Below are 22,607 nucleotides of genomic sequence, written 5' to 3' on the forward strand. Positions count from 1 at the left end.
CTCAGGCCGCGTCGGCGGTGTGCGCGTGGCCGGTCAGGGCGAGGAACACCTCGTTGAGGTCGGGCCGGTCCACCGCGAAGCCACGCAGGCCGATGTTCGCCGCCCGGCAGGCCGCGACGATGTCGGCCGCGACGGCGACATCGGTGAGCGCGACGGTGAGCATGCCGGTCGACGACCCGTCGGGGATCCGGCCGGTCATTTCCTGGACGAGGGCCTCCGCGCGACGCTGGTCGGCGGTCTCGGGGACGTCCAGGCGCAGCACCTGGTCGCCGATCGAGGACTTGAGTTCGGCGGCGGTGCCCTCGGCGACCAGCGAGCCCCGGTCGATGACCGCGATCCGATCCGCCAGCGCGTCGGCTTCCTCGAGGTACTGCGTGGTGAGCAGTACCGTCGCGCCGCGTTCGATCAGGCCGCGCACGATGCCCCACATGCGATCGCGGGTGTGCGGGTCCAGGCCGGTGGTCGGCTCGTCCAGGAAGATCAGCGGTGGCACCGTGATGAGCGTGGCGGCCAGGTCCAGGCGGCGGCGCATGCCACCGGAGAACGCGCTGACGCTGCGGCGGGCGACGTGGGTGAGTTCGAACTCCTCGAGCAGTTCGTCGCAGCGCTGGGCGGCGGCGCGCCGCGAAAGCCCGAGCAGTCGGCCGAACAGGCGCAGATTCTCTCCGGCGGACAGGGTTTCGTCGACCGAGGCGTACTGGCCGGTGAGCCCGATCATGGAACGCACGGCCGTCGCGTCGCGCACCACGTCGTAGCCGAATACCTCCGCGCTGCCCCGATCGGGGCGCAGCAGGGTGGCCAGCATGCGCACGGTGGTGGTCTTGCCCGCGCCGTTGGGGCCGAGTACGGCGAAGACGGTTCCGGCCTCGATGCTCAGGTCGATGCTGCCCACGGCGGTGAAATCGCCGTAGGACTTGCCGAGTCCGCAGGTGCGGACCGCGATGTCGGTACTCATTGCGGCCTCCCCGCGTGGTCGAATTCGGGTGTCGGAACCTTCAGCGGCAGCAGCGATTCCACCGCGTCGGCGGCGCGGGTGAGGCCGTCGGCGGGGAAGCGGCGCGCGTAGGCGGCGGCCCGCGCGAGCACGGCGGGTTCGGCGATCCGGTCCAGCAGGGCCGAGAGCGCGTCCGCGTCGAGTGCGGCGGCGGGCCGGGTGACGGCCAGGCCGAGCCGGGTGAGCGCGTGACCCCAGTACGGCTGGTCGGCCTGCACCGAGCAGATCACCTGCGGCACACCGGCCCGCAGCGCGGCGGCGGTGGTCCCGGCACCGCCGTGGTGGACGGCGGCCAGGCAGCGCGGGAAGACCGCGGCGTGGTCGAGCTGTTCGACGACGGCCACCTCGGGCGACAGCTCGGGCGCGATCCCGGCCCATCCGGCGGCGAGCAGGAGTCGGCGTCCGCGCCGCGCGCACACCTGGCGCAGCATCGTCACCAGGGCGGCGGGATCGTCGACGGCCATCGACCCGAAACCGACGTAGATCGGCGCGGTTCCGGCGTCGAGCCAGGCGGCGAGCGCGGGATCGGTGGGCCCGGCGAGGAATCCGTCGCCGTCCACGGCGAAACCGGTGACCGGATGCCCGCCGGGCAGTTCGGCGGCCAGGCCGGGGAACAGGTCGATGTCGTAGGCCTGGATCGAGACCCGGCCCGCCAGCGGATGCTCGACGATCCCGAACTCGGACAGCGGCTCGGCCAGGGCGGCGTCGCGCGCCCGGCGCAGCCCGGACCAGATGCGCCGATTGAGCCCGCGCGGTATCCGCGCGCCCCAGTTCGTGGGGACCACCGGCACCGAGCGGCTCGGGTGGATCGGGAAGAAATGCACTGCGGCCAACGGTGATCCGACCCGCCGGGCCACCTTCTCGGCGGCTTCCTCCCCGGCCATCCCGGTGACCAGCACGTCGTGGCCCGGAGCCAGGACGAGCAGATCGCGCACCGCCTCGGCCACCCCGCGACGCTGCAGATCCAGCACCGCGCGCAGCCGCTGCCGGGGCGAGAGACTGCGGAAGCGGCGGTCCTCGTGCTGGGTGCGCAGCAGTTCGGCGCTGTCGCGGCCGAATCCGACCGCGGGAATGCCGTGGGCGGTGGCGAAACCGACGAGATTGGGGGACAGGGCGAGGGTCACCACGTGCCCGCGAGCACGGAGTTCGCGGGCGAGCAGGATGCCGGGCTGGGCGTCGCCCCGGCTCCCGGTGAAGGCCAGCAGTGCGCGCATCAGCCCGCGATCGGCGCCGCCGCCGCGCTCTCCACGGACGCGGCGTCGGCGAGGGGTGCCGCGATCATGGTCACCGCGTAGAGCGCGCGGGCGAACTCGGTGAGGAACCGATCCATCACCTCGGCGGGCAGACCCGCCGGATACCGGGTCGACAGATACAGCCCCTCGGGGCCACGCACCACCCAGAAGTAGACCTCGTCGGTGGAGTACGACACCGCGCGCAGCGTCCGGCCGCGCAGGTCGGCGACGAGTTCGTAGTCGGGCAGCATGCGGATGTCGAGGAAGGACGCGCCGTAGACCGGTCCCTCCACCGCGCCGACCATCGCCAGCGAACGGCCCCACGAGGCGTCGTTGCACAGGTGCGCGCGCTTGAGCGCGCCGCGCGTGGCGTCGAGCGCGACGCCCATGTCGGCGCCCGCGGGCAGGGTGACGTCGACCGGGACGACATTGACGAACCAGCCCATCGACTCCAGCCAGCTCAGATCCGGCCGGGTGGCGATCGGCATGACGGTGCGGAAACGATTGTCGCCGAACACTTCCCGGCTCGCCGTGGCCAGCGCGGCGAATACCGCGACCGAGAGCCGGTGCCGGATCCGGTCCAGCGCGGCCTCGACCTCCTCGAGCTGGCCCAGATCCAGCAGCGTGCGCGAGACGCTGGGCTGGGCGTGCTCGCCGTCGAGTTCGGCGACCAGGCCCTCGGCGAAGCGCGGCATGGGTGAGCCCGGCGTGCCCAGGAATTCGCGCCACACGCCGACGGCGGGTGAGTCGGGGGCGAGTTCCTCGGCGGCGGCGCGCTCGAAGACCGCGTAGTCGGCGGCGCTGCCGAAGGTGGCCGAATCACGGATCTCGCCGCCGGTGGTGACCGCGGTGTAGAGGGTGCGCAGTTCCAGGATGAGCACAGCCTGGGAGTAGGCGTCCAGCACGGAGTGGTCGGCGCCGACCAGGACGGTGAAGTCGTCGGTGTCGTGGGCGACGGTGGCCACCAGCAGGTGCGGCCAGATCAGCGGCGAGAGGCGCAGTTCCAGAGTGTCGCAGAGGAATTCGTTGATCAGGTCGCCGTCGGTGAGGTCGGGGACCGCGGTGGCGGTGACGCGCACGGTGCCCGGATCGGTGGTGATCCGGTGGTAGGCGCCGTCGCCGGTGGGCGCCACGGTGGTGCGGAAACCCTCGTGGCGGTCGTGCCAGAGCTCGAGGGTGCGGGCCCAGGCGCCCGCGTCGAGCGGGGCGTCCATCTCGAAGATCGTGCCGATCCAGCGGCCACGGCCCGGGCGCGCGTCCTCGGGGTCGAGGAAGCCGAGGTACTGCTCGTGCACGCTGGCCAGCGGGCGATCGTCGTCGCACCAGGAGTCGGGGGTGGTGACCTCGGGCGTCCAGAGCGACAGGTCGCCGGGGCGGATCTGGAATTCGGAGAGATGGGTGTATTCCATGCGGACTGACCTCATGACGCACTGCGAGCCGCGAACGGCGCGCACGGAGATGCGGTGGACGCGGTTGCGTCACCGGGAATGTTGCTCTGGATCCCGCACCGGAAATCACCGGCGAACCCTGGGCTACCTCGGAGTCTAAACTCTGAGAGTTTTCTGAAACGGTTCTTAGTCAGAATTTAGAGATGTGAAGTAACTCACCTTCTGATTGTGGCGGAATGCCACCCTAACCCGGGGCACTGAAGTATGGGGCTTTTCGCGCGCACCGGCCGGTCACGCCGGGTCGGAGCCACCGTATTCGGCGAGCACCGTGCCGTGGCGGACCGCGCCGGACAGGCCGGGCACCTCGCGCGCCGGGGTCCAGGTCCGGAAGCCGTCATAGCTGTCGCTCATGAGATAGCGGCCCTCGGTGTAGGCGTCGAGATAGAGGCGGTAGCCGCCGTCGGGCAGGCGCACCACCGACTGACCCTCGCGGGGGCCGCCCCAGCCCGCCCAGTCACCGCGCGCGAGAAGGGTGTACGGCCCCAGCGGGCGATCGGCCACGGCCAGCTCGATGAGTTTGGTGTCCTCGTTCTTCACGAACGCGAACACCCGCCCGTCCCGGCGCGCGAGCGTGGTGTCGATGTAGCCCAGCGAGCCCGGCCCGGTAGGGCCGAGGCCCAGCAGCGGCAGCGGCGGCGCCCACTGGGTGAGTCCGGCGTCGAGCGGGATCAGCAGGTGCGGGGTGAAGCCGTGCCCCCAGGTCAGCGAGACGATGATGCCGACGCGGCCTGCGGCGTCGGCGTACCACTCCGGCGCCCAGGCGCCCTCGAGGCGGCCCGCGACCAGCATCGGCACGTTCGCCAGGAAGGTCCAGGTGATCCGGTCGCGGCTGCGGGCGATGCCGATCGCGGTGGCGTCCCCGGCGATCGTGTAGGTGAGGTAGTAGTGGCCGTCGGCGTGCAGCAGGACGCTGGGATCGCGGACCAGCCCGGTCGGGGGCGTGAAGGCGTGCTCGCTCACGGGGGTGAACTCGGTGCCGTCGAAGGACTCGTACACCGCGAGGACGCGGTCGTCGTCGGCGCGGAAACCGGTCATGGTGTAGCGCAGCGGCACCCGATCCGGTTCCGGGCCGACCCCGGGTCCGAGCGAGGACTGCGCGCGCACCGGGCCCGCCGCGAGCAGCGGCAGCCCGGCGAGCAGGGTGAGAACCGACCTGCGCCCCACGATGATCGCCATGACCGGGGATTATCCGGTCGGACGGCGGGCGGACGAGGCAGGCGCGCCGGGTCAGCGGGTAACGGCCACCGCTTCGGTCGCGGGGTCGACGGACTCGCCCTCGACCGGCATGCGGGCGTCGACGAACAGCCCGATCACGCCGATCGACAGGCAGATCGCGGAAACGGTCACGGCCACCGGATGGGTGTCCCCGGCCAGCGACCCCGCCAGCACCACCGTCGCCACCGTGCCGGGCGCCGACCCCACCACGGTGGCGACCAGATACGGCAGCACCCGCACCGACGAGAGCCCACAGCAGTAGTTGACGATCGAGAACGGCGCCAGCGCGATCAGCCGCAGCGCGGCCACCGCCAGCCAGCCGCGCCGGGCCAGTCGCGCGTCGATCGCGCGCACCGCCGGATGCGTGAGATGGGCCGCGACCCGCTCCCGGCCGAGCACCCGCACCCCGAGCAGCGCGATCGTCGCGCTCACCCCGGTCGCCGTCAGCGCCAGCAGCGAACCGAGCACCGGGCCGAACAGTACGCCGCTGGTCACCGTGAGCACCGTGCGCGGCACCGGCGCCACCGCGACCAGGGCGTAGAACAGGAAGAACAACACCGGTAGCAGCGGACCCGCGCCCCCGGCCCAGTCCCGGATCTGCTGCGGCCCCGGCAGCGGGACCAGCATCGCCACCACGAACAGCGCGGCCACCCCGGCCAAGGCCAGGAGCAGGCGCGGGGAGCGGATCAGTCGGGACACCCGGGTAAGCGTACCGGCCGGTAGGGGATGGCCCGAGAGGGCTGACACGGTGTCACAGATAGCATCGTGGCGCGGTCGTCGAATGGAAGAGAGAACGCAGCTATGCCGAATGGTTCAGAGTCCGGGGCCGGGCTCGCACCGGATCCGGTGCCCGAGTACCCCGCATGGCGCAAGGGTGTGGCCGGTGTGCTGGCCAAAGCACGCCGGGTCGAGGCCTCCGAGCTGCCCGACGAACCCGAGCATCTGCTCGACGAGACCACCTATGACGGGCTCACCGTCGCCCCGCTCTACACCCGCCGCGACGAGCTGCCCGAGCAGCCGCTGCCCGGCGCCTTCCCCTATGTCCGCGGTGGCGAGGCCACCCGTGACCCGCAGCGCGGCTGGTTCGTCAGCGCCTTCGCCGGGGACGCCGACGCCGAGGCCACCCACCGCACGATCATGACCGGCCTGGAGAACGGCGTGAGCGCGGTCGCGCTCGGCGTCGGGACCTACGGTGTGCCCCTCGACGGCATCCCGGTCGCCCTGCGCGGCCTGCTGTTCGACCTCGCCCCGCTCACGCTCGTCGCCGGTGCCGCGACCGTCGACGCCGCCGAGCGCGTGTTCGAGGTGCTCGACGGCTACTCGGTCGCCGACCGCGCGCAGATCCGGGTCGGCCTCGGCGCCGCCCCGCTGACCAGCGCGTTCTCCGGCGCCGAGGACATCGACCAGGCCGCGGCCCTCGCCCTGGCCACCCGCGCGATCGCCCGCACCGAGACCGTGCGCGCCCTCACCGTCGACGGCATCGCCTTCCACAACGCCGGTGCCGCCGACGCGCAGGAAGTGGGCGCCGCCGTCGCCGCCGGTCTAGCCTACCTGCGCCTGCTCACCGGCGCCGGAGTCGACATCGCCGACGCGTTCGGTCAGCTCGAATTCCGCTTCGCCGCCACCGACGACCAGTTCGCCACCATCGTGAAATTCCGTGCGGCCCGGCGCCTCTGGGCCCGCGTGGCCCAGGTGTGCGGGGCTCCCGCCTTCGGCGCCGCGCCCCAGCACGCGATCACCTCGGCCGCCATGATGACCCAGCGCGACCCGTGGGTGAACCTGCTGCGCACCACCCTGGCCGCCTTCGGCGCTGGCGTGGGTGGCGCCGATTCGGTCACTGTGCTGCCCTTCGACTCGGCCCTGCCCCCGGGTGAACTGGGCGTCTCGACGACGTTCTCGCAGCGCATGGCCCGCAACACCCAGCTGCTGCTGCTCGAGGAATCCCACCTCGGCCACGTGCAGGACCCGGCCGCCGGGTCCTGGTACGTCGACGCGCTCACCGACGAACTCGCCGCCAAGGCGTGGGAGTTCATGCAGGAGCTCGAGACCGCGGGCGGCTACCTCGCCGCCCTGGACTCCGGTGTGCTGGCCGCCCGGATCGCCGAGACCGCCGCCACCCGCGCCGCCGATGTGGCCCATCGCCGCAGCGCGGTCACCGGCGTCAACGAGTTCCCCAACCTGGCCGAGACCCCGCTGTCGGAGCAGGCGCGTGAGCCGGGCCAGAACCCGCGCTACGGCGCCGCGTTCGAGACCCTGCGCAACCGCTCCGACGCCTTCCTCGCCGCCACCGGCGCCCGGCCGAAGGCGCTGATCGTGCCGCTGGGCCCGGTCGCCGAACACAACGCGCGCACCATTTTCACCGCGAACGTGCTGGCCTCCGGCGGGATCGAGTCGGTCAATCCCGGCCCGCTCGCCGTGGACGCCATCGCCGCCGCCGCGACGGAATCCGGCGCTCGCATCGCGGTGCTCTGCGGTGCCGACAAGCGCTACGGCGAACAGGCCGGTGCGGCGGTGGCGGCCCTGCGCGACGCTGGTGTCGAGACCGTGCTGCTGGCCGGACCGGAGAAATCGGTCGCACAGTACAGCGAGACGCAGCTGCCCGACGGCTATCTGACCCTGCGCATCGACGCGGTCGCGGTGCTGTCGCAGCTGCTGGAGAAGGTGGGAGCCTGATGACCACATCCGATATCGAGCACGTCGTCGGCAGTTTCGCCGAGGTGCCGCTGACCGAGCACGCGCCCGAGGCCGCCGCCGTCGACGCCGAGCAGGTGCGTGAGTTCGTGGCCGGAGCCGCCACGGCCAACCACACCACCCCCGAACAGCTGGTCTGGTCGACCCCCGAGGGTATCGACGTGCCGCCGGTGTTCACCAAGGCCGACCGGGATGCCGTGGTCGCGCAGGGTTATCCGCTCGACACGGTGCCCGGCGTCGCGCCGTTCCTGCGCGGTCCGTACCCGACGATGTATGTCAACCAGCCGTGGACCATCCGCCAGTACGCGGGTTTCTCCACCGCCGCCGACTCCAACGCCTTCTACCGCCGCAACCTGCAGGCGGGCCAGAAGGGTCTGTCGGTCGCCTTCGACCTGGCGACCCACCGTGGCTACGACTCCGATCACCCGCGCGTGCAGGGCGACGTCGGCATGGCCGGTGTCGCCATCGACTCGATCCTGGACATGCGCCAGCTCTTCGACCAGATCCCGCTGGATCAGGTGTCGGTCTCGATGACCATGAACGGCGCGGTGCTGCCCATTCTCGCGCTCTACGTGGTGGCCGCCGAGGAACAGGGCGTCACCTCCGAGCAGCTGGCCGGAACCATTCAGAACGACATTCTGAAGGAGTTCATGGTCCGCAACACCTACATCTATCCGCCCAAGCCCTCCATGCGGATCATCTCCGACATCTTCGCCTTCACCAGCGCGAAGATGCCGAAGTTCAACTCCATCTCCATCTCCGGCTACCACATCCAAGAGGCCGGTGCGACCGCCGATCTGGAGTTGGCCTACACCCTGGCCGACGGTGTCGAATACATCCGCGCCGGGATCGCGGCGGGCATGGACGTGGACAAGTTCGCCCCGCGCCTGTCGTTCTTCTGGGCCATCGGCATGAACTTCTTCATGGAGGTCGCCAAGCTGCGCGCCGGGCGTCTGCTGTGGAGCGAGCTGGTCTCCAAGTTCGAGCCCAAGAGCGCGAAATCGCTGTCGCTGCGCACCCATTCGCAGACCTCGGGCTGGTCGCTCACCGCGCAGGACGCCTACAACAATGTGGCGCGCACCTGCATCGAGGCGATGGCCGCGACCCAGGGCCACACCCAGTCGCTGCACACCAACGCCCTCGACGAGGCCCTCGCCCTGCCGACGGACTTCTCCGCCCGCATCGCCCGCAACACCCAGCTGCTGATCCAGCAGGAGTCCAACACCACCCGTCCGATCGACCCGTGGGGTGGCTCGTACTACGTGGAATGGCTCACCCACCAGCTCGCCGAACGCGCCCGCGCGCACATCGCCGAGGTGGAGGCGCACGGCGGGATGGCGCAGGCGATCTCGGAGGGCATTCCGAAGCTGCGCATCGAAGAGGCCGCCGCGCGCACCCAGGCGCGCATCGACACCGGGCAGCAGCCGGTGATCGGCGTCAACAAGTACCAGGTCGAAGAGGACCAGCAGGTCGAGGTCCTCAAGGTCGAGAACTCGCGCGTGCGCGCCGAGCAGATCGAGAAGCTGGAACGGCTGCGCGCCGAACGCGATTCGGTCGCCGTCGAGGCCGCGCTGGCCAACCTGACCCGCGCCGCCGCGGCGACCGAGGGCGGCATGGAAAACAACCTCCTCGCGCTGGCCATCGAGGCCGCCCGGGCCAAGGCCACCGTCGGTGAGATCTCCGACGCGCTCGAGAAGGTCTACGGCCGCCATCAGGCCGAAATCCGTACGCTCTCCGGTGTGTACCGTGACGAAGCAGGCAAGGCCTCCAATATCGGCGCGGCCATCGAACTGGTCGAGGAATTCGCCGCGGCCGAGGGTCGTCGCCCGCGCATCCTGGTCGCCAAGATGGGCCAGGACGGTCACGACCGCGGCCAGAAGGTGATCGCCACCGCGTTCGCCGACCTGGGCATGGACGTCGATGTGGGCCCGCTGTTCCAGACCCCCGAAGAGGTGGCGCGCCAGGCGGCCGACAACGACGTGCACATCGTCGGCGTCTCCTCGCTGGCCGCGGGTCATCTCACGCTGGTGCCCGCGCTGCGGCAGGCGCTGGCCGATGTCGGGCGCCCCGACATCATGGTCATCGTCGGCGGGGTCATCCCGCCCGGTGACTTCGACGAGCTGTACGAGGCGGGCGCCGCTGCGATCTTCCCGCCCGGCACCGTCATCGCCGACGCGGCGATCGATCTGCTGCGTAAGCTGGGCACGTCGCTCGGCCACGAGATCGGCGGCGGAAACCCGGAATGAGCGGTCAGCGCCCGGACCGGAGGGGCACAGCATGAGTGAGGCCGCACACGCGACCGGGGGCGCGCACCCCCGGCTCGGCACCACCGCGGGTGTCGGCGCCCCGCGCAACGAGGGCCGCGCCGTGCCGACGGCCGTCCGCGCGATCGATGTCGGCGCCCTGGCCGAGGGGATCAGGACCGGGCAGCGCGCCGCGCTGGCCCGCGCGATCACCCTGGTGGAGTCGACCCGCGCCGATCATCGGGAACTGGCCCAGCGCTTGCTGCTCGAGCTGGGCACCGAACCGGGCACGGTGGTCTCCAACCGCGTCGGCATCACCGGTGTGCCCGGCGTCGGCAAGTCGACCTTCATCGACGCCCTGGGCATGTACCTGCTGGGCAAGGGGCACCGGGTGGCCGTGCTCGCGGTCGACCCGTCCTCCACCCGCACCGGCGGGTCCATCCTCGGGGACAAGACCCGCATGGCACGGCTGTCGCTGGAGGCCGACGCCTTCATCCGGCCCTCGCCCACCGCGGGCACACTCGGCGGTGTCGCCAAGGCCACCCGCGAGACCATCGTGCTGCTCGAAGCCGCGGGCTACGACGTGATCCTGGTGGAGACCGTCGGAGTCGGCCAGTCCGAGGTGACCGTCGCCAATATGGTCGACGTGTTCTGCTTCCTCACCCTGGCCCGCACCGGAGATCAGTTGCAGGGCATCAAGAAGGGTGTGCTGGAGCTGGCCGAGCTGGTCGCGGTGAACAAGGCCGACGGCAAGCACGAGATGGAGGCCAAGAGCGCCGCGCGGGAACTGCAGGGCGCGCTGCGTCTGATCCATCCGCACGACGCCCTGTGGCGCCCACCGGTGCTCACCATGAGCGGGCTGGAAGGCCAAGGGCTGGACAAGTTCTGGGACACCGTCCTGGAACATCGCCGGGTCCTCACCGACGCGGGGGAGTTCGCCGAGAAGCGTCGTCGGCAACAGGTCGACTGGACCTGGACCATGGTGCACGACCAGATCCTGCGCCGCCTCGCGGACAATCCCTCCGTCAAGGAGGTCCGCGCCGAGGTGGAGGCCGCCGTCCGCGAAGGCACGCTCACTCCGGCCCTCGCCGCGCAGCAGATCCTGGAAGCCTTCGACTCCTGAATCGGTTTGCTGGCGAGCTCGACCGCGGCCGAGTATCCAGCTTATGATCGGACGTTTTACCAGCTGAGGCGGATGATAGACCGCGCTGGTGAAATTTGCCAGCTGTTGCCTGCGGTGGATTTCGTGGACCGTGGAGGGTGGAAGTGACAGCCTGCGGTCGAGGAGGCACTCATGGCGATCTTCCACCGGGACCGAACGATCGGCAGCGATCGCACCCCCGAGTACGCCACGCTGGGTGACGACGGCCGCTGGCGGCTCACCTGGCTCCCCGAATGCCCGCTCACCCGTGACCAGGCCATCGCGGGCCTGCGCCTGGACGAGATCATCAGCGACCCCGCCCTCGTCGACGACCGGATGGCCGTCGCCGAAGCCAGGACCTGCGCCGACCGCATCGGCATCATCCTCGAACAGGCGGTGATCCGTCTCTGGAAGCGCACCTTCACGGCACTGACCGTGTGCGCCCTGGTCCTCACCCGCCTCCGCCTGAAGCCCGCGGCCTGGGCCTGATCTGCCCAGGGGGCGCCGGTCAGCCGTGACTCATGCCGCTCATGTCCATGGGCGCGGGCTGCTGGCCCGGCGCCAGGACGAGGAACTGGCCCATCATGCCCTGATCCTCGTGGTGCAGGAGGTGGCAGTGGTACATGTACGGGAAGGTGGGGTCGGCGTGGTCGGTGAAGCGCATGGCCAGGGTGTAGGTGCGGTGGGGTTCGGTGTAGACGGTGTCCTTCCAGCCGGACAGGGGCGGAGGCGGCGGGTTGCCGTCGACCGCCACGACCTGGAACCGGACATCGTGGATGTGGAAGTTGTGCGGCCAGTTGTCCCTGTTGCGGACCGTCCAGACCTCGGTGGTGTCGAGCGGGATGGTCATATCGATGCGGTTCATGTCCATGCGGCGGTTGTTGATCATGAACCACCGCAGCTCGAAGGACCGGGTCGGCGCCGTGTTCGCGGCGACCAGGGGCACCATCGGGGCCAGCGTCGCGGGCAGAGCCGGTGCGGGGCGCAGGGTTTCGGCGGCGCGCAGGGTCAGGATGTCGAAGGTGTCGTCGAAACCGAACTCGCGCGCCCGGTCGATGCCCGCGCGCACGATGATCGGCAGGGACCGTACCGTGACGTTCTCGCCGGGCGTCATCGTCACCACGATCTCGGCTCGTTCGCCGGGGCTGAGCTGGATGTCGGTGAGCCGCGCGGGTTTCGGGAGCAGTCCGCCGTCGGTGCCGATCAGGTCGAAGGCGCGGCCGTCGGCGAAGGCGAGCCGATAGAGCCGTCCGGAGGAGCCGTTGAGGACGCGCAGCCGGACCCGCTCGGTGGTGACGTCGAGGTGCGCATCCGCGATGCCATTGGTGACGATGGTGTCGCCGAGCAGTCCGACATCGGTGGTGTCGGCTTCGTCGAGCGCGCCGCCGGGGGTGAACCGGCGATCCTGGACGACCAGCGGTATGTCGTCCACGCCGTAGTCGTGCGGGAGACCGAGGGCGTCGGCGTCCTCGTCGTCGATCAGGAAGAACCCGGAAAGCCCCCGCTGGACATGCTTTTCGGTGGCACCGTGCGGATGCGGGTGATACCAGAGCGTGGCGGCGGCCTGCTCGACCGTCCACTCCGGTGACCACGTCGCGCCGGGCGCGATCATCTGATGCGGACCGCCGTCCCATCGGGCGGGCACGTGCATGCCGTGCCAGTGCACGGAGGTGGCCTCGGGGAGCGCGTTGGTGACGGTGACCGCGACCCGGTCCCCGCGCTGGGCACGCAGGGTCGGGCCGAGGACGTCGCCGCTGTAACCCCAGGTGGGTGTCCGTGACCCGCGCACCATCTCGGTAGCGCCCGGCTGAGCCCGCAGACCGAACCGGCGCACCCCGTCGGCACCGACGACCGGGACGGCGAGCGGCGGAATGGGCAGCGGCCGCGTGGTCCCGGCGGGTGCGCCGGTGCGGACCGCGCAGCCCGTGGCGGCGATCACCGGTGCCAGGACCATGCCGGTGAGAAATCCTCGTCGCGAGACCACGCGTACTCCTTCGTGTGCGGACAGTTCGGGGATCGGAATTCCAGCCTGGACCAGGGGCGACGCCGAGAACTCCGCCGTGCGGCCGGGCCTGGTCGCCCGGATTGCGCCCGCGCGGCCCTTGCGGACGCGCCGACGGCGTGCTAGCGCAGGGATCGGGTCGTCGGGTCACCTACCGTGGGGGCGTGATCGACACCCCGTCCCGCCGTATCCCGCGGTCGCTGCTGCGTGTGCTGCCGCTGGTGGTCATCCCGATCCTGCTGCTGGCCAGCACGTATCCGGGGCAGTACCGGGTGCCCGCGCACTACTGGGCGTTGGCGCTCACGGCGGGCGTGGTGTTCCTCGCCGGGGCGCGGTGGCCGCTGGTCACCTCGCTGCTGCTCTCGGCGCTGGCGGTGCCGATGCTGCGGACACCGGCGTGGGGCGTGTCCGGCCTGGTGCCGTATCTGGGGGCGATCGCGCTGGTCGACGTTCTCGCGCGCACCCACCGCGCATGGATCGTCTGGGTGGCCACGGCGGGGTGGGCGGTCGCGGTGGTGCTGGGGCGGGTGGGACTGCACGAGGACGCCTCCATCGGCCGCGCGTCCACAGTGGTCGAGGCCGCGGCCTACGTGGGTCTGCCGCTGCTGCTCGGGCTGTATCTGCGTGGACAACGCGATCTCGCGGAGAACCTGCGGCTGCGCGCGGCCGAGGCCGAGGCCCGCACCCGCGTCGACGAACGCGGCGCCCTCGCCAGGGAACTCCACGATGTGGTCGCCCACCACATCGCCTCGATCATCCTGCGGATCTCGGTGGCCGGACACGTCGTGCGCGACGCCGACCCGCGCGTGGTCGCCGTCCTCGACGACGTCCGCGCGACCGCCGCGGCCGCCCTCGCCGACATCCGCCGCCTGCTCGCGGCCCTGCGCGACCCGGCCTTCGGCACCGTCGCCCTGGTCGACGCCGACGCGGTCGACACCGAGATCGCCGCCGCGCTCACCCGCACCCGCGCCGCGGGCTTTTCCGTCGACGCCGAGGTCACGGCCGAACTCGGCGGACTCGACGCGATCACCCGCCTCACCCTGCTGCGGCTGATCCAGGAATCGCTGACCAATGTCATGAAACACGCCGATCCCACGGTGCCGGTGCGGGTGTCGATCGCCGGACGCGACGGCGGCCTCGCGGTCGACATCCTCAGCGGCGGTCACGCGGCGGCGTCCGTCGCCGGGCACGGGATCGTCGGGATGCGCGAACGCACCGCCCTGGCCGGAGGCACGGTGTCGGCCGGACCCGACGGACACGGCTGGGCGGTGCGGGCCTGGTTGCCCGGCCGGGCCCGAGACGAGGAGCTCACATGATCACGATCCTGCTGGCCGACGACCAGCGACTGGTCCGCGCCGGGCTGCGCATGCTCATCGAGGACACCGCCGACCTCACCGTCGTCGGGGAGGCGGCCGACGGGGTCGAGGCGGTCCGCCTCCACACCGAACTCGCGCCGGACCTCGTCGTCATGGACCTGCGCATGCCCGGGCTCGACGGTGTCGCCGCCACCCGGCAGATCCTCGCGTCGGCGCCGCGCGCGAAAGTCCTCGTGCTCACCACCTTCGACGACGACGAACACCTGCTCCCCGCGCTCGCGGCCGGAGCCGCGGGCTATTTCGTCAAGGACACCGAGCCCGCGGTACTGCTCGACGCGATCCGCCGCACCGTCGACGGCGACCTGCTGTTCTCACCCGCCCTGCTGCGCCGCCTCATCACCCGCGCGGTCGAAGCGCCCACCGCCGAAACCGTCGCGCCGCCAGCGGATCTGACCGCACGCGAACACGACGTGCTCCGCCTGGTGGGGCAGGGGTACGGCAATCAGGCGATCGCCGAACGCCTGCATCTGGGCGTGAGCACCGTGAAAAGCCACGTCGCCCATCTGCTGGAGAAGACCGGCACCGACAATCGCGTCCGGCTGGCGGTCTATGCCTCCAAGCTCACCGAACGCTGAAAGTTCGCTCACACCTTTGTGATCCGTCACAGAGGTCGTCGAGACGGTGACGAATCGGTATGAAACAGGTAACGATCATGTGATCACGCCCGATACTGTGACAGACCGCACTGAGCGGTCTGTTTTCGGTGTTGGAGGTTCGATCGATGAGGTGCCGCAGCGCGGTGTCGGCGTTGGCAGCGGTGTTCGTGGCGATGGGACCGGCGGTGTCCGGCGCGGCGCTCGCCGAAGGTCCGGGACCCGGTGTCACCGTGGCGAACCGGGCCATCGCGATCGACGGGTCCCGCGCCGAGGTGGTCTCGGTCTCCGGTCGGCAGGTGACGGTACGCATCCACTCCGCCGCCATGGGCCGCGATGTCTCGGTGAAGGTGCAGCGGCCCGCCGACGCCTCGGTGCCGCGCCCCGCGCTGTATCTGGTCAACGGGGCCGGTGGTGGCGAGGACACGGCCACCTGGGAACACAACACCGATGTCGTCGACTTCCTGGCCACCAAGAACGTCAATGTGGTGATGCCGATCGGCGGCGCCTGGAGCTACTACACCGACTGGCGCGAACCCGATCCCACCCTCGGCGTGAACAAGTGGCGCACCTTCTTCCTCGACGAACTGCCCACTCTGATCGACGCCATGTTCCACACCACCGGCCGCAACGCCATCGCCGCCAACTCCATGACGGTCACCTCGATCCTGCAATTGGCCATCGCCAAGCCCGGCCTGTTCCGCTCGGTCGCCGCCTACAGCGGCTGCGCCCAGATCAGCGACCCGGTGGGCAGGCAGTTCGTGAACGTGGTCGTCGGGACCGGCGGCGGGAACGCCTCGAACATGTACGGTCCGCCCGGCGATCCCGCCTGGGCCGCCAATGATCCCGTCGTCAACGCCGAGGGGCTGCGCGGCACCAAGCTCTACATCTCCAACGGCAACGGCCTGCCCGGCGAGTACGACAAATTCGGCGACCCGCACCTGATCACCTGGGGCCCGGTCGGACTGGCCAACCAGATCGTGGTAGGTGGGGTGATCGAGGCGGCCACCAACTGGTGCACCCAGAACCTGCAGGACCGCCTCGCCGAACTCGACATCCCGGCCACCTTCGACCTGTCCACGCAGGGCACCCACTCGTGGGGCTACTGGCAGAAGGCGTTCAAGAACTCCTGGCCGCTGCTGGCCGAGGGCATGGAGATGCCCGCCTGATCAGTCCAGCTCGAACAGGCGCGCCGCGTTGTCGTGGCACACCCCGCGCAGCCAGTCGGGGCCGAGGTCGAGCCGCTCCAGCGCGGTGATCGCCTCGGCGTACGGGTAGGGGATGTTGGGGAAGTCGCTGCCGAACAGGATGCGGTCGCCGAAGCGCAGCAGCCGCTCGCGTTCGGCGGGTGGGAACGGCGCGCCGCTCTCGCTGAAGTCGGTCCAGACCATGGTGGTGTCGAGGTGCAGGTCCGGGTACCGCTCGGCCAGGTCGAGGAACTCGGTGTACTCGGGCGTGCCCATGTGCGCGATGATCAGGCGCAGCGCCGGATGACGGCGCAGCAGTTCGGCGATGGGTGCCGGACCGGTGAATTCGCCCGGGGCGGGCCCGGACCCGCAGTGGATCACGATCGGCGTCCGTGACGCGGCCAGGATCGCCCACACCGGGTCCAGCAGCGGATCGAGCGGGGAGAACGCGCCGACCTGGATGTGCACCTTGAAGACCCGCGCGCCCCGGTCCAGTGCCTCACGGACATAGTCCGGCGCCGACGGTTCGGGATAGAACGTGGCCGTGTGCAGGCAGTCGGGGGTGCGGGCGGCGAACTCGGCGGTCCACTCGTTGAGCCAGGCGCCCATGTCGGGCTTGTGTGGGTAGACCAGGGAGGTGAACGCGCGAACACCGAACTCGCGCAGGGTCTTCAAGCGGACCTGCTCGTCGTCGCGGTAGGTGATCGGCCACGGCTTGCCGGTGAGCGGGCCCGCCGCGTCGAAGTAGGCCCACACCTTGCGCATCACCTGGTCGGGCATGAAATGGGTGTGCACGTCGACGATCGCGGGCAGCTCCAGGCGACGGCGGAACTCGGCGAGATAGGTGGCGGTATCGACGGTCATGCGGGCTCCTGGCTCAGGCGGCGGGCCAGGGCGCCGACGCGGGTGACGAGACGATCGAAGAAGACGGCCGGATCGGTGCCGATCACGATGTCGGCATTGGGTTCCCGGCCCCACATGCCCGCCCAGTCGGCCACGGTGGTGGCGCGGGTGAGCGTGCCGGTGAGCTCGACGTCGACGGTCGCGGGACGGGTGGTGGCCAGCTCGGGGTCCAGGGCGACGGCGGCGGCGAACGGATCGTGCATGTGCGCCAGATAGCCCAGGTCGTAGAGGTGATGGAAATCGAAATAGAAGCGGACCGCGTCGGTGAGATACCGCAGGATCGGATCGGTGGCCGCCGAACGCCATTCGGGCGGATGACCGTGCCCGACCGGCTCGAGCGGCAGACTGCCCGCGGCCTCGGCCAGCGACACCAGATGCTCGGGACGCATCTCGATGGTCTCGGTGATGTCGAGCGCGCACACGATCGGCCGCCGGTCGGCCGGTGCCGCCGAGAACGCGTCGAACACCTCCTTGGCGGCCTCCGGATCGACGTGGATGTTCCACTCGTTGGTCGGGGTCGTATTGCCGGGATGGTTGAACGCGCCACCCATCACGACCAGGCGGCGCAGCAACCGGGGGAGCTCGGGTTCGATGCGCAGAGCGAGCGCGAGATTGGTCAGCGGGCCGGTGCACAGCCCGATCACCTCCCCGGGTGACGCGCGCACTGTCGCCACCCAGAGTTCGGCCGCCGTGCGCGCGGCGAGTGGCCGCGGGGAGGCGGGCAGTTCGGCGTAGCCCAGGCCCTGCGGGCCGTGCGTGTCCTCGGTGGTGCGCAGCGGGATCGCGAGGGGTTCGGCCGCGCCGAGGGCGACCTCGATCTCCGGTGCCCGTCCCAGATCCAGGATGGCCAGGGTGTTGGCCGCGACCTGCGCCGCGGGGACGTTGCCCGCCGTCGCGGCGACCCCCACGATCTCCGCCTCGGGCGAGGCCAGCAGGTAGAGCAGGGCCAGGGAGTCGTCGATGCCGGTGTCGACGTCGAGGAAGATCTTCTGGGGCACGCACCGAGGGTAGCCGGGCGGACCCGGCCACCCGCCCGGGGTGATCAGTAGGTGGGCAGGGCGAAGTCCTCGGTGTGGCCGAAGAAGATCTTCTTGGTCAGCGGACGCATCGGCCGCGACATCATGACCCGCACGTTCACCTTCGCCAGCGCGGCCATGAGCTTGGTGTTGGGCAGCATCGTCTTGATGCTGCCGCCGGGGATCTGCTTGGCCTTGTCGAGGAACGGGGTGATCGCGCTCTGGTAGCGCTGCTGCGCGCCCGCCAGATCCTCGGGGGTGGCGGCGATCTCGGCGGCCAGGATGTAGGCGCCGACGATGGCCATGGCGGTGCCCATGCCGGTCAGCGGCGAGCCGCAGTAGCCCGCGTCGCCGATGAGGGTGACCCGGCCGACCGACAGTTCCGGCACGTCCACGCGGGCGACCTCGTCGAAGTAGAAGTCGGTGGCCGTCTCCATCGCCGCCACGATCTCCGGCGCGCGCCAGCCCGCGTCGGCCAGCTTGGCGCGGACCAGGGCCTTCTGGGCCTCGGTGTCGCGGCGCAGGGCCGGGTCGACCTCGGTGCGGAAGGTCATGATGGCCTTGCTGGTGGCCGGGTCGCCGTCGGGCCGCAGACCGAACATCGTGCCGGGCACCATCCGCATCTGGAACCAGCCCGGCTCGATGTCGACGGGGCTGGGCATGGTGAAGAACGCGCCGTAGCCACCGAGATTGGTGCTGAACCGCTCCTCGGGGCCGAAGACGAGCCTGCGGGTGGCCGAGTGCACGCCGTCGGCGCCGATCACCAGGTCGAAGCGTTCGGTGCTCCCACCGGCGAAGGTGACGGTGGCGCCGGTGGCGTCCTGCTCGACGCTCTCGATCCACTCGCCGTAGCGGTAGTCGAGCAGGCCGGTGTCGGCGGCGGCGACCGCGTCGAGCAGCACCTGGTTGAGGTCGCCGCGGGTGATCTCGATATCGGCGACGATGCCCGCGCCGTCGAAGTCCTCCATCGCCATCCGCGCGTACGGCTCGCCGTCGTCGCCGATGTAGGACATGCCGCGTTCGTCGAGCTGGTGCTTCGCGATGGCGGGCAGCAGGCCCATCCGCTCGGCGGCGTCCTTGCTGGGCCCGCGCAGATCCACCGCCTGGCCACCCGGACGCGGGGCGGTGGCGCGCTCGACCACCGTGGTGCGAATACCGCTGCGCAGCAACTGGAGTGCGACCGCGTTGCCCGCGATCCCGCCGCCGGAGACCAGGACGTGCAGGGAGGTGGTGGTGGTCATGGTGTGTTCCCATCTGACGAACGAATGTCTTAGACATATGTCTAACACACGGCTGGCACGAATGTCTAGAACAAATGTCTAAGACGCTCGGGTAGGGTGGTGACCATGGGCAATCGAGAAGATCTCCTCGCCGGTGCGCGCAAAGTGATCCTGGAGCGCGGCGTCGCCAAGGCGACCGCGCGCGACATCGCCGCGGCCGCGGGTGTGAGTCTGGCCGCCATCGGCTACCACTTCGGATCGAAGGACCGCCTCGTCACCGAGGCGCTCGCGGACGCGCTCGGCACCGCCATGGGCGACGGCATGGACACGCTGATCGCCGCGGGCGCCGGGACGTCACCGCTGGCCGGATTCACCCAGCTGTGGAACGGGATGCCGACGGTCTTCGCCGACAACCACGAGGCGATGCTGGCCAGCCTGGAGAACATCGTGCGGATCGTGCGCTCGGAGGAGGCGCGGGCCCAACTGGGCGATCAGCTCGGGGGCGCGGTCGCCGACATCGCCGCCTCGGTCCGGGCCGCGCACCCCGAACTCGACGAGAGTCAGGCCACCGCCATCGGCCAGCTGTATTTCGCGCTGGTGCAGGGGCTGGGCGTGCTGTGGTTGCTGACGCCGGGGGAGGGGCCCGACGGCGATCAACTGGCTACGGCGGTCCGGGCGCTCGCAGGGAACTGAGCGGGTCGCACGCTCAACCTCTGCGCGCGCGAGTTCCGGGCTGTCGACGCGGACTGTGACCGATCAGTGCCGGAGGTCCGCCGCGTCGACCCAGAACGGCTGCGCCGAGCCGTACGGCGGTGCGGGCCACCGGTAGTCGTCGTAGTCGGCCAGTGCGGGCGCCGCTGTCGTCGTCGGTCCGTGGGTGATGGCCGCCGAGGGCGACGGGGCCGTCGGCGCGGGAGGGTTCGGATCGCGTCCCCCGGCGCCGAGCAGCCAGGACGCCGTGCGCGCGAGTGAGACCCGGACGGAGCGGCCGAGCCCATCACCGGCGCGGGCCGCCAACGCGTCGATGACGCCCGCGGCGAGCAGATAGCCGGAGCCGTGGTCGAGCGCCTGCGCCGGGAGGGCGCCGGGCTGATCCGCGCTTCCTTCGAGGATCGAGATCCCCGCCGTCGCTTGGACGAGGCTGTCGAACCCGCGCCGGTCGCCCCACGGTCCCGTGACGCCCCACGCCGACACCGACGCCTCGATCAGGCCGGGACGGCCCGCCGCCCCGACCCCGACCCGGGCGAGCGCGCCTGGACGATATCCGGTGACCAGCACATCGGCGGCGTCGAGCAGAGTCTGGAAACCCGCCAGATCCGTGCCCAGATCCAGCAGCGTGGACCGCTTGCCCTGGCACGTGTCGAGGAACTGCCAGTCGATCTCGGGCAGCCGGGGCGGATCGACACGCAGGACATCGGCGCCGAGCAGTGCCAGGGTGCGGGTGGCGACCGGGCCCGCGAGGACCCGTGTCAGATCGAGGACGCGCAGACCACGCAGCGGCGCGGACGCGGTCGGCGTGTGCCGTTCGGGCCACGGGGTCGGCCGGTCGCCGTCGGATCGCGGTCCGGTCGCCGCCGGGTCGCGGCGTTCGATCGTGACGAGCGCGCCCTCGGCGGCCGCCCGGCCCATCGGACTCTCGGCCCATTCGGTCTCGGAGCGCACCCGCACCGCGAGGGCACCGGCGGCCGCCGCGACCGCTTCGATCTCGGCGGCCTCGGCCGTGCGCAGGGCCGCGCGGGCCTGCTCGGCGGTCGCGTCGACGGGCAGGCCGAGGACACCGGCCAGCCGATCCCGGTGGTGGGGGTAGTTGGCGTGGGTGCGGATCCAGCCGTCGGCGGTGGGGAAGAAGCCCGACAGTGCGGCGAAGATCTGCGGCACGGTGTCACGGTGGCGGAACAGCCGCTCGCTGGAGAACGCCGCCGCGATCCGGTCCGGGTCGAGGCGGACCGGCACGCTCGGCAGTCCCCGCGTCGCGCGCAGACGGTTCGCCGCCGCCTGCACCGCGCCGACCGAGCCCGCGGCCAGCGCCCACACCGGTAGCGTGGCGGCGAGCCGGGCGCCGGGATCGGGCTCGTCGGCGGGGTCCGACGCGGACACGCCGAGCCCGGTCTCGTAGGCGTGCAGAAGGTCTCGCGCGGCGGTCACCCCGACCAGCCTAGCGACCGCGACGACGGGTGAGGAGTGTGACGTGGGCGTGAACGGCGCTGCCACGGAATGGGTTCGGGTGCTGCGGTCGGAGCCGTCGCCGGACCGGAGGCTGGTGTGTCTGCCGCCGGGCGGCGCCTCGGCCCCGTACTACCGGACGCTGAGCAGGCACATCGGCCCCGGTGTCGAGGTGAGCGCCGTGCAGTATCCCGGCCGTCAGGACCGGCTCGGCGACCCGTTCGTCACCGACCTGCACGTGCTGGCCGACCGGATCGCCGCCGCCCTGCTCGCCCGGCCCGGCTCGCAGCGGGTGCTGTTCGGCCACAGCATGGGCGCCACGGTGGCCTACGAGACCGCGCTGCGCCTGGACGCGGCCGGAGAGCCGGTGCGCGCGTTGATCGTCTCCGGACGACCCGCGCCCTCCTTCCCCGAAACCGGCACCCTGCACCGGGCCGACGACAGCGCGCTCATCGACGATCTCGAACGCCTCGCCAGCGATCCCGCGTCGGTGGCCGTGCTGCGCACCGAACCGGGCCTGGCCGAACTGGTCCTCCCCGCGCTGCGGGCCGACTACCAGGCCGTGGAGACCTACCGGCAGCGGCCCGGAGCGGTACTGCGCTGCCCGGTCCTCGCCCTGGTCTCCACTGAGGACCCGACGACGACGGTCGCCCAGGCCGAGCGGTGGCGTGAGGTGACCGACGGTGAGTTCGCCGTGCGCACCTTCCCCGGCGGACACTTCTACCTCGACGACCAGCCCGCCGCGGTGGCCGAGGCGATCACACCGCACCTGAGCTGATCCGGCGATGCCGGTGGTGTAGGCGCGCGTAGCCGATCCACGACGCCAGCACCGCCGTCGCCGCGAGCAGCCGAACCAGACCGAGCGCGCTGTCGGGATAGATCACCCCGGTCAGATAGTGATCGATGAACCCGCTCGCGGGCAGTTCGGCCACCGCCGCCTGCCTGCGCGCCCAGTTCTCGGCGTGCGTCAGCGGGCAGTCGAACCCGATCAGAATGGTGCCGAACCCCCAGGCCACGGCGATCACGTGGGCGCCGATCGTGCGCGGCCATCGCCACGCCAGGAAACCACCGGCGACCACGTACGCGATGAACGCGACGTGGGTGACGGCGATCAGATCGGCCAACACCCGGAACGGCACGTGTTCAGGATATGTGGGCCCGCGCCGCCCGGAATCATGATCGA

At 71.1% G+C, this 22,607-nt stretch carries 20 protein-coding genes; 9 read left to right on the top strand and 11 right to left on the bottom strand.

Annotated features, from left to right (window positions below; translation table 11 throughout):
- Position 1 precedes the first annotated feature (1 nt).
- The 5 genes from QC180_RS08870 to QC180_RS08890 all read right to left on the bottom strand — a co-directional run bounded on the left by QC180_RS08870 (position 2) and on the right by QC180_RS08890 (position 5,588).
- Positions 2 to 955, bottom strand: coding sequence for an ATP-binding cassette domain-containing protein (locus QC180_RS08870; RefSeq protein ID WP_278262150.1), 954 nt, complete (start codon positions 953 to 955; stop codon positions 2 to 4).
- Positions 952 to 2,208: a glycosyltransferase gene (locus QC180_RS08875; RefSeq protein WP_278262151.1), complete on the bottom strand. Its 1,257-nt coding sequence runs from the start codon at positions 2,206 to 2,208 to the stop codon at positions 952 to 954. Before QC180_RS08875 ends, QC180_RS08870 begins: the two co-directional genes overlap by 4 nt.
- Positions 2,208 to 3,635, bottom strand: a complete 1,428-nt coding sequence (locus QC180_RS08880; protein ID WP_278262152.1) for a condensation domain-containing protein — start codon at positions 3,633 to 3,635, stop codon at positions 2,208 to 2,210. The genes QC180_RS08875 and QC180_RS08880 overlap by 1 nt, the downstream gene beginning before the upstream one ends.
- Positions 3,636 to 3,905: 270 nt before the next feature.
- A complete protein-coding gene (locus QC180_RS08885) occupies positions 3,906 to 4,850 on the bottom strand; it encodes a glycoside hydrolase family protein (RefSeq protein ID WP_278262153.1) in 945 nt (314 codons plus the stop codon).
- A gap of 51 nt (positions 4,851 to 4,901) precedes the next feature.
- Positions 4,902 to 5,588, bottom strand: a complete 687-nt coding sequence (locus tag QC180_RS08890; protein ID WP_278262154.1) for a TVP38/TMEM64 family protein — start codon at positions 5,586 to 5,588, stop codon at positions 4,902 to 4,904.
- Positions 5,589 to 5,690: 102 nt separating this feature from the next.
- Between QC180_RS08890 and QC180_RS08895 the strand changes: the two genes are divergently transcribed.
- The 4 genes from QC180_RS08895 (at position 5,691) to QC180_RS08910 (ending at position 11,453) form a co-directional block, all read left to right on the top strand.
- Positions 5,691 to 7,562, top strand: a complete 1,872-nt coding sequence (locus tag QC180_RS08895) for a methylmalonyl-CoA mutase family protein (RefSeq protein WP_278262155.1) — start codon at positions 5,691 to 5,693, stop codon at positions 7,560 to 7,562.
- On the top strand, positions 7,562 to 9,826 hold the full coding sequence (scpA, locus tag QC180_RS08900) for a methylmalonyl-CoA mutase (RefSeq protein WP_278262156.1): 2,265 nt from the start codon (positions 7,562 to 7,564) through the stop codon (positions 9,824 to 9,826). Before QC180_RS08895 ends, scpA begins: the two co-directional genes overlap by 1 nt.
- A gap of 31 nt (positions 9,827 to 9,857) precedes the next feature.
- Positions 9,858 to 10,946 carry a methylmalonyl Co-A mutase-associated GTPase MeaB gene (gene meaB, locus QC180_RS08905; protein WP_278262157.1) on the top strand — a complete coding sequence of 363 codons (1,089 nt, stop codon included), beginning with the start codon at positions 9,858 to 9,860 and terminating at the stop codon, positions 10,944 to 10,946.
- Positions 10,947 to 11,117: 171 nt separating this feature from the next.
- A complete protein-coding gene (locus QC180_RS08910) occupies positions 11,118 to 11,453 on the top strand; it encodes a hypothetical protein (RefSeq protein ID WP_278262158.1) in 336 nt (111 codons plus the stop codon).
- A gap of 19 nt (positions 11,454 to 11,472) precedes the next feature.
- Here QC180_RS08910 and QC180_RS08915 read toward each other — a convergent pair whose 3' ends face one another.
- Positions 11,473 to 12,918: a multicopper oxidase family protein gene (locus QC180_RS08915; protein WP_278262565.1), complete on the bottom strand. Its 1,446-nt coding sequence runs from the start codon at positions 12,916 to 12,918 to the stop codon at positions 11,473 to 11,475.
- A 212-nt stretch (positions 12,919 to 13,130) separates the two neighbouring features.
- Here QC180_RS08915 and QC180_RS08920 point away from each other — a divergent pair, with 212 nt between their 5' ends.
- The 3 genes from QC180_RS08920 (at position 13,131) to QC180_RS08930 (ending at position 16,104) form a co-directional block, all read left to right on the top strand.
- On the top strand, positions 13,131 to 14,282 hold the full coding sequence (locus tag QC180_RS08920) for a sensor histidine kinase (protein WP_278262159.1): 1,152 nt from the start codon (positions 13,131 to 13,133) through the stop codon (positions 14,280 to 14,282).
- The gene (locus QC180_RS08925) at positions 14,279 to 14,917 is read left to right on the top strand and encodes a response regulator (protein ID WP_278262160.1); all 639 of its coding nucleotides are present in this window, start codon (positions 14,279 to 14,281) and stop codon (positions 14,915 to 14,917) included. Before QC180_RS08920 ends, QC180_RS08925 begins: the two co-directional genes overlap by 4 nt.
- Before the next feature lie 146 nt (positions 14,918 to 15,063).
- Complete coding sequence (locus QC180_RS08930) at positions 15,064 to 16,104, top strand: alpha/beta hydrolase (RefSeq protein WP_278262161.1); 1,041 nt, start codon at positions 15,064 to 15,066, stop codon at positions 16,102 to 16,104.
- Here the strand turns inward: QC180_RS08930 and QC180_RS08935 are convergent, their stop codons facing one another.
- From QC180_RS08935 to QC180_RS08945, 3 genes are read right to left on the bottom strand one after another with little or no spacing between them, the layout of a single operon-like run.
- The gene (locus QC180_RS08935; RefSeq protein WP_278262162.1) at positions 16,105 to 16,986 is read right to left on the bottom strand and encodes an amidohydrolase family protein; all 882 of its coding nucleotides are present in this window, start codon (positions 16,984 to 16,986) and stop codon (positions 16,105 to 16,107) included.
- The gene (locus QC180_RS08940) at positions 16,983 to 18,023 is read right to left on the bottom strand and encodes a nucleoside hydrolase (RefSeq protein ID WP_278262163.1); all 1,041 of its coding nucleotides are present in this window, start codon (positions 18,021 to 18,023) and stop codon (positions 16,983 to 16,985) included. Before QC180_RS08940 ends, QC180_RS08935 begins: the two co-directional genes overlap by 4 nt.
- 44 nt (positions 18,024 to 18,067) lie before the next feature.
- Positions 18,068 to 19,282 (bottom strand): FAD-dependent monooxygenase, encoded by a 1,215-nt coding sequence (locus QC180_RS08945; RefSeq protein ID WP_278262164.1) that lies wholly within the window; start codon positions 19,280 to 19,282, stop codon positions 18,068 to 18,070.
- A gap of 105 nt (positions 19,283 to 19,387) precedes the next feature.
- Here QC180_RS08945 and QC180_RS08950 point away from each other — a divergent pair, with 105 nt between their 5' ends.
- A complete protein-coding gene (locus QC180_RS08950; RefSeq protein ID WP_278262165.1) occupies positions 19,388 to 19,954 on the top strand; it encodes a TetR family transcriptional regulator in 567 nt (188 codons plus the stop codon).
- A 63-nt stretch (positions 19,955 to 20,017) separates the two neighbouring features.
- Here the strand turns inward: QC180_RS08950 and QC180_RS08955 are convergent, their stop codons facing one another.
- The gene (locus tag QC180_RS08955) at positions 20,018 to 21,406 is read right to left on the bottom strand and encodes a CoA transferase (RefSeq protein ID WP_278262166.1); all 1,389 of its coding nucleotides are present in this window, start codon (positions 21,404 to 21,406) and stop codon (positions 20,018 to 20,020) included.
- A gap of 43 nt (positions 21,407 to 21,449) precedes the next feature.
- Here QC180_RS08955 and QC180_RS08960 point away from each other — a divergent pair, with 43 nt between their 5' ends.
- Complete coding sequence (locus tag QC180_RS08960; protein ID WP_278262167.1) at positions 21,450 to 22,202, top strand: thioesterase II family protein; 753 nt, start codon at positions 21,450 to 21,452, stop codon at positions 22,200 to 22,202.
- On the opposite strand, the gene QC180_RS08965 is transcribed toward QC180_RS08960, so the two are convergent.
- Positions 22,183 to 22,563, bottom strand: coding sequence for a DUF2784 domain-containing protein (locus tag QC180_RS08965; protein ID WP_278262168.1), 381 nt, complete (start codon positions 22,561 to 22,563; stop codon positions 22,183 to 22,185). The two genes, QC180_RS08960 and QC180_RS08965, sit on opposite strands and share 20 nt — an antisense overlap.
- Between the last annotated feature and the right edge of the window lie 44 nt (positions 22,564 to 22,607).

The organism is Nocardia anocheti (assembly GCF_029675105.1).
Classification (GTDB): domain Bacteria; phylum Actinomycetota; class Actinomycetes; order Mycobacteriales; family Mycobacteriaceae; genus Nocardia.

Coding starts and splice junctions, on each gene's coding strand:
- scpA (WP_278262156.1), top strand. CDS start 7,562: ATGACCACATCCGATATCGAGCACGTCGTCGGCAGTTTCGCCGAGGTG.
- QC180_RS08895 (WP_278262155.1), top strand. CDS start 5,691: ATGCCGAATGGTTCAGAGTCCGGGGCCGGGCTCGCACCGGATCCGGTG.
- QC180_RS08870 (WP_278262150.1), bottom strand. CDS start 955: ATGAGTACCGACATCGCGGTCCGCACCTGCGGACTCGGCAAGTCCTAC.
- QC180_RS08945 (WP_278262164.1), bottom strand. CDS start 19,282: ATGACCACCACCACCTCCCTGCACGTCCTGGTCTCCGGCGGCGGGATC.
- QC180_RS08885 (WP_278262153.1), bottom strand. CDS start 4,850: ATGGCGATCATCGTGGGGCGCAGGTCGGTTCTCACCCTGCTCGCCGGG.
- QC180_RS08935 (WP_278262162.1), bottom strand. CDS start 16,986: ATGACCGTCGATACCGCCACCTATCTCGCCGAGTTCCGCCGTCGCCTG.
- QC180_RS08930 (WP_278262161.1), top strand. CDS start 15,064: ATGAGGTGCCGCAGCGCGGTGTCGGCGTTGGCAGCGGTGTTCGTGGCG.
- QC180_RS08880 (WP_278262152.1), bottom strand. CDS start 3,635: ATGGAATACACCCATCTCTCCGAATTCCAGATCCGCCCCGGCGACCTG.
- meaB (WP_278262157.1), top strand. CDS start 9,858: ATGAGTGAGGCCGCACACGCGACCGGGGGCGCGCACCCCCGGCTCGGC.
- QC180_RS08950 (WP_278262165.1), top strand. CDS start 19,388: ATGGGCAATCGAGAAGATCTCCTCGCCGGTGCGCGCAAAGTGATCCTG.
- QC180_RS08925 (WP_278262160.1), top strand. CDS start 14,279: ATGATCACGATCCTGCTGGCCGACGACCAGCGACTGGTCCGCGCCGGG.
- QC180_RS08915 (WP_278262565.1), bottom strand. CDS start 12,918: ATGGTCCTGGCACCGGTGATCGCCGCCACGGGCTGCGCGGTCCGCACC.
- QC180_RS08910 (WP_278262158.1), top strand. CDS start 11,118: ATGGCGATCTTCCACCGGGACCGAACGATCGGCAGCGATCGCACCCCC.
- QC180_RS08875 (WP_278262151.1), bottom strand. CDS start 2,208: ATGCGCGCACTGCTGGCCTTCACCGGGAGCCGGGGCGACGCCCAGCCC.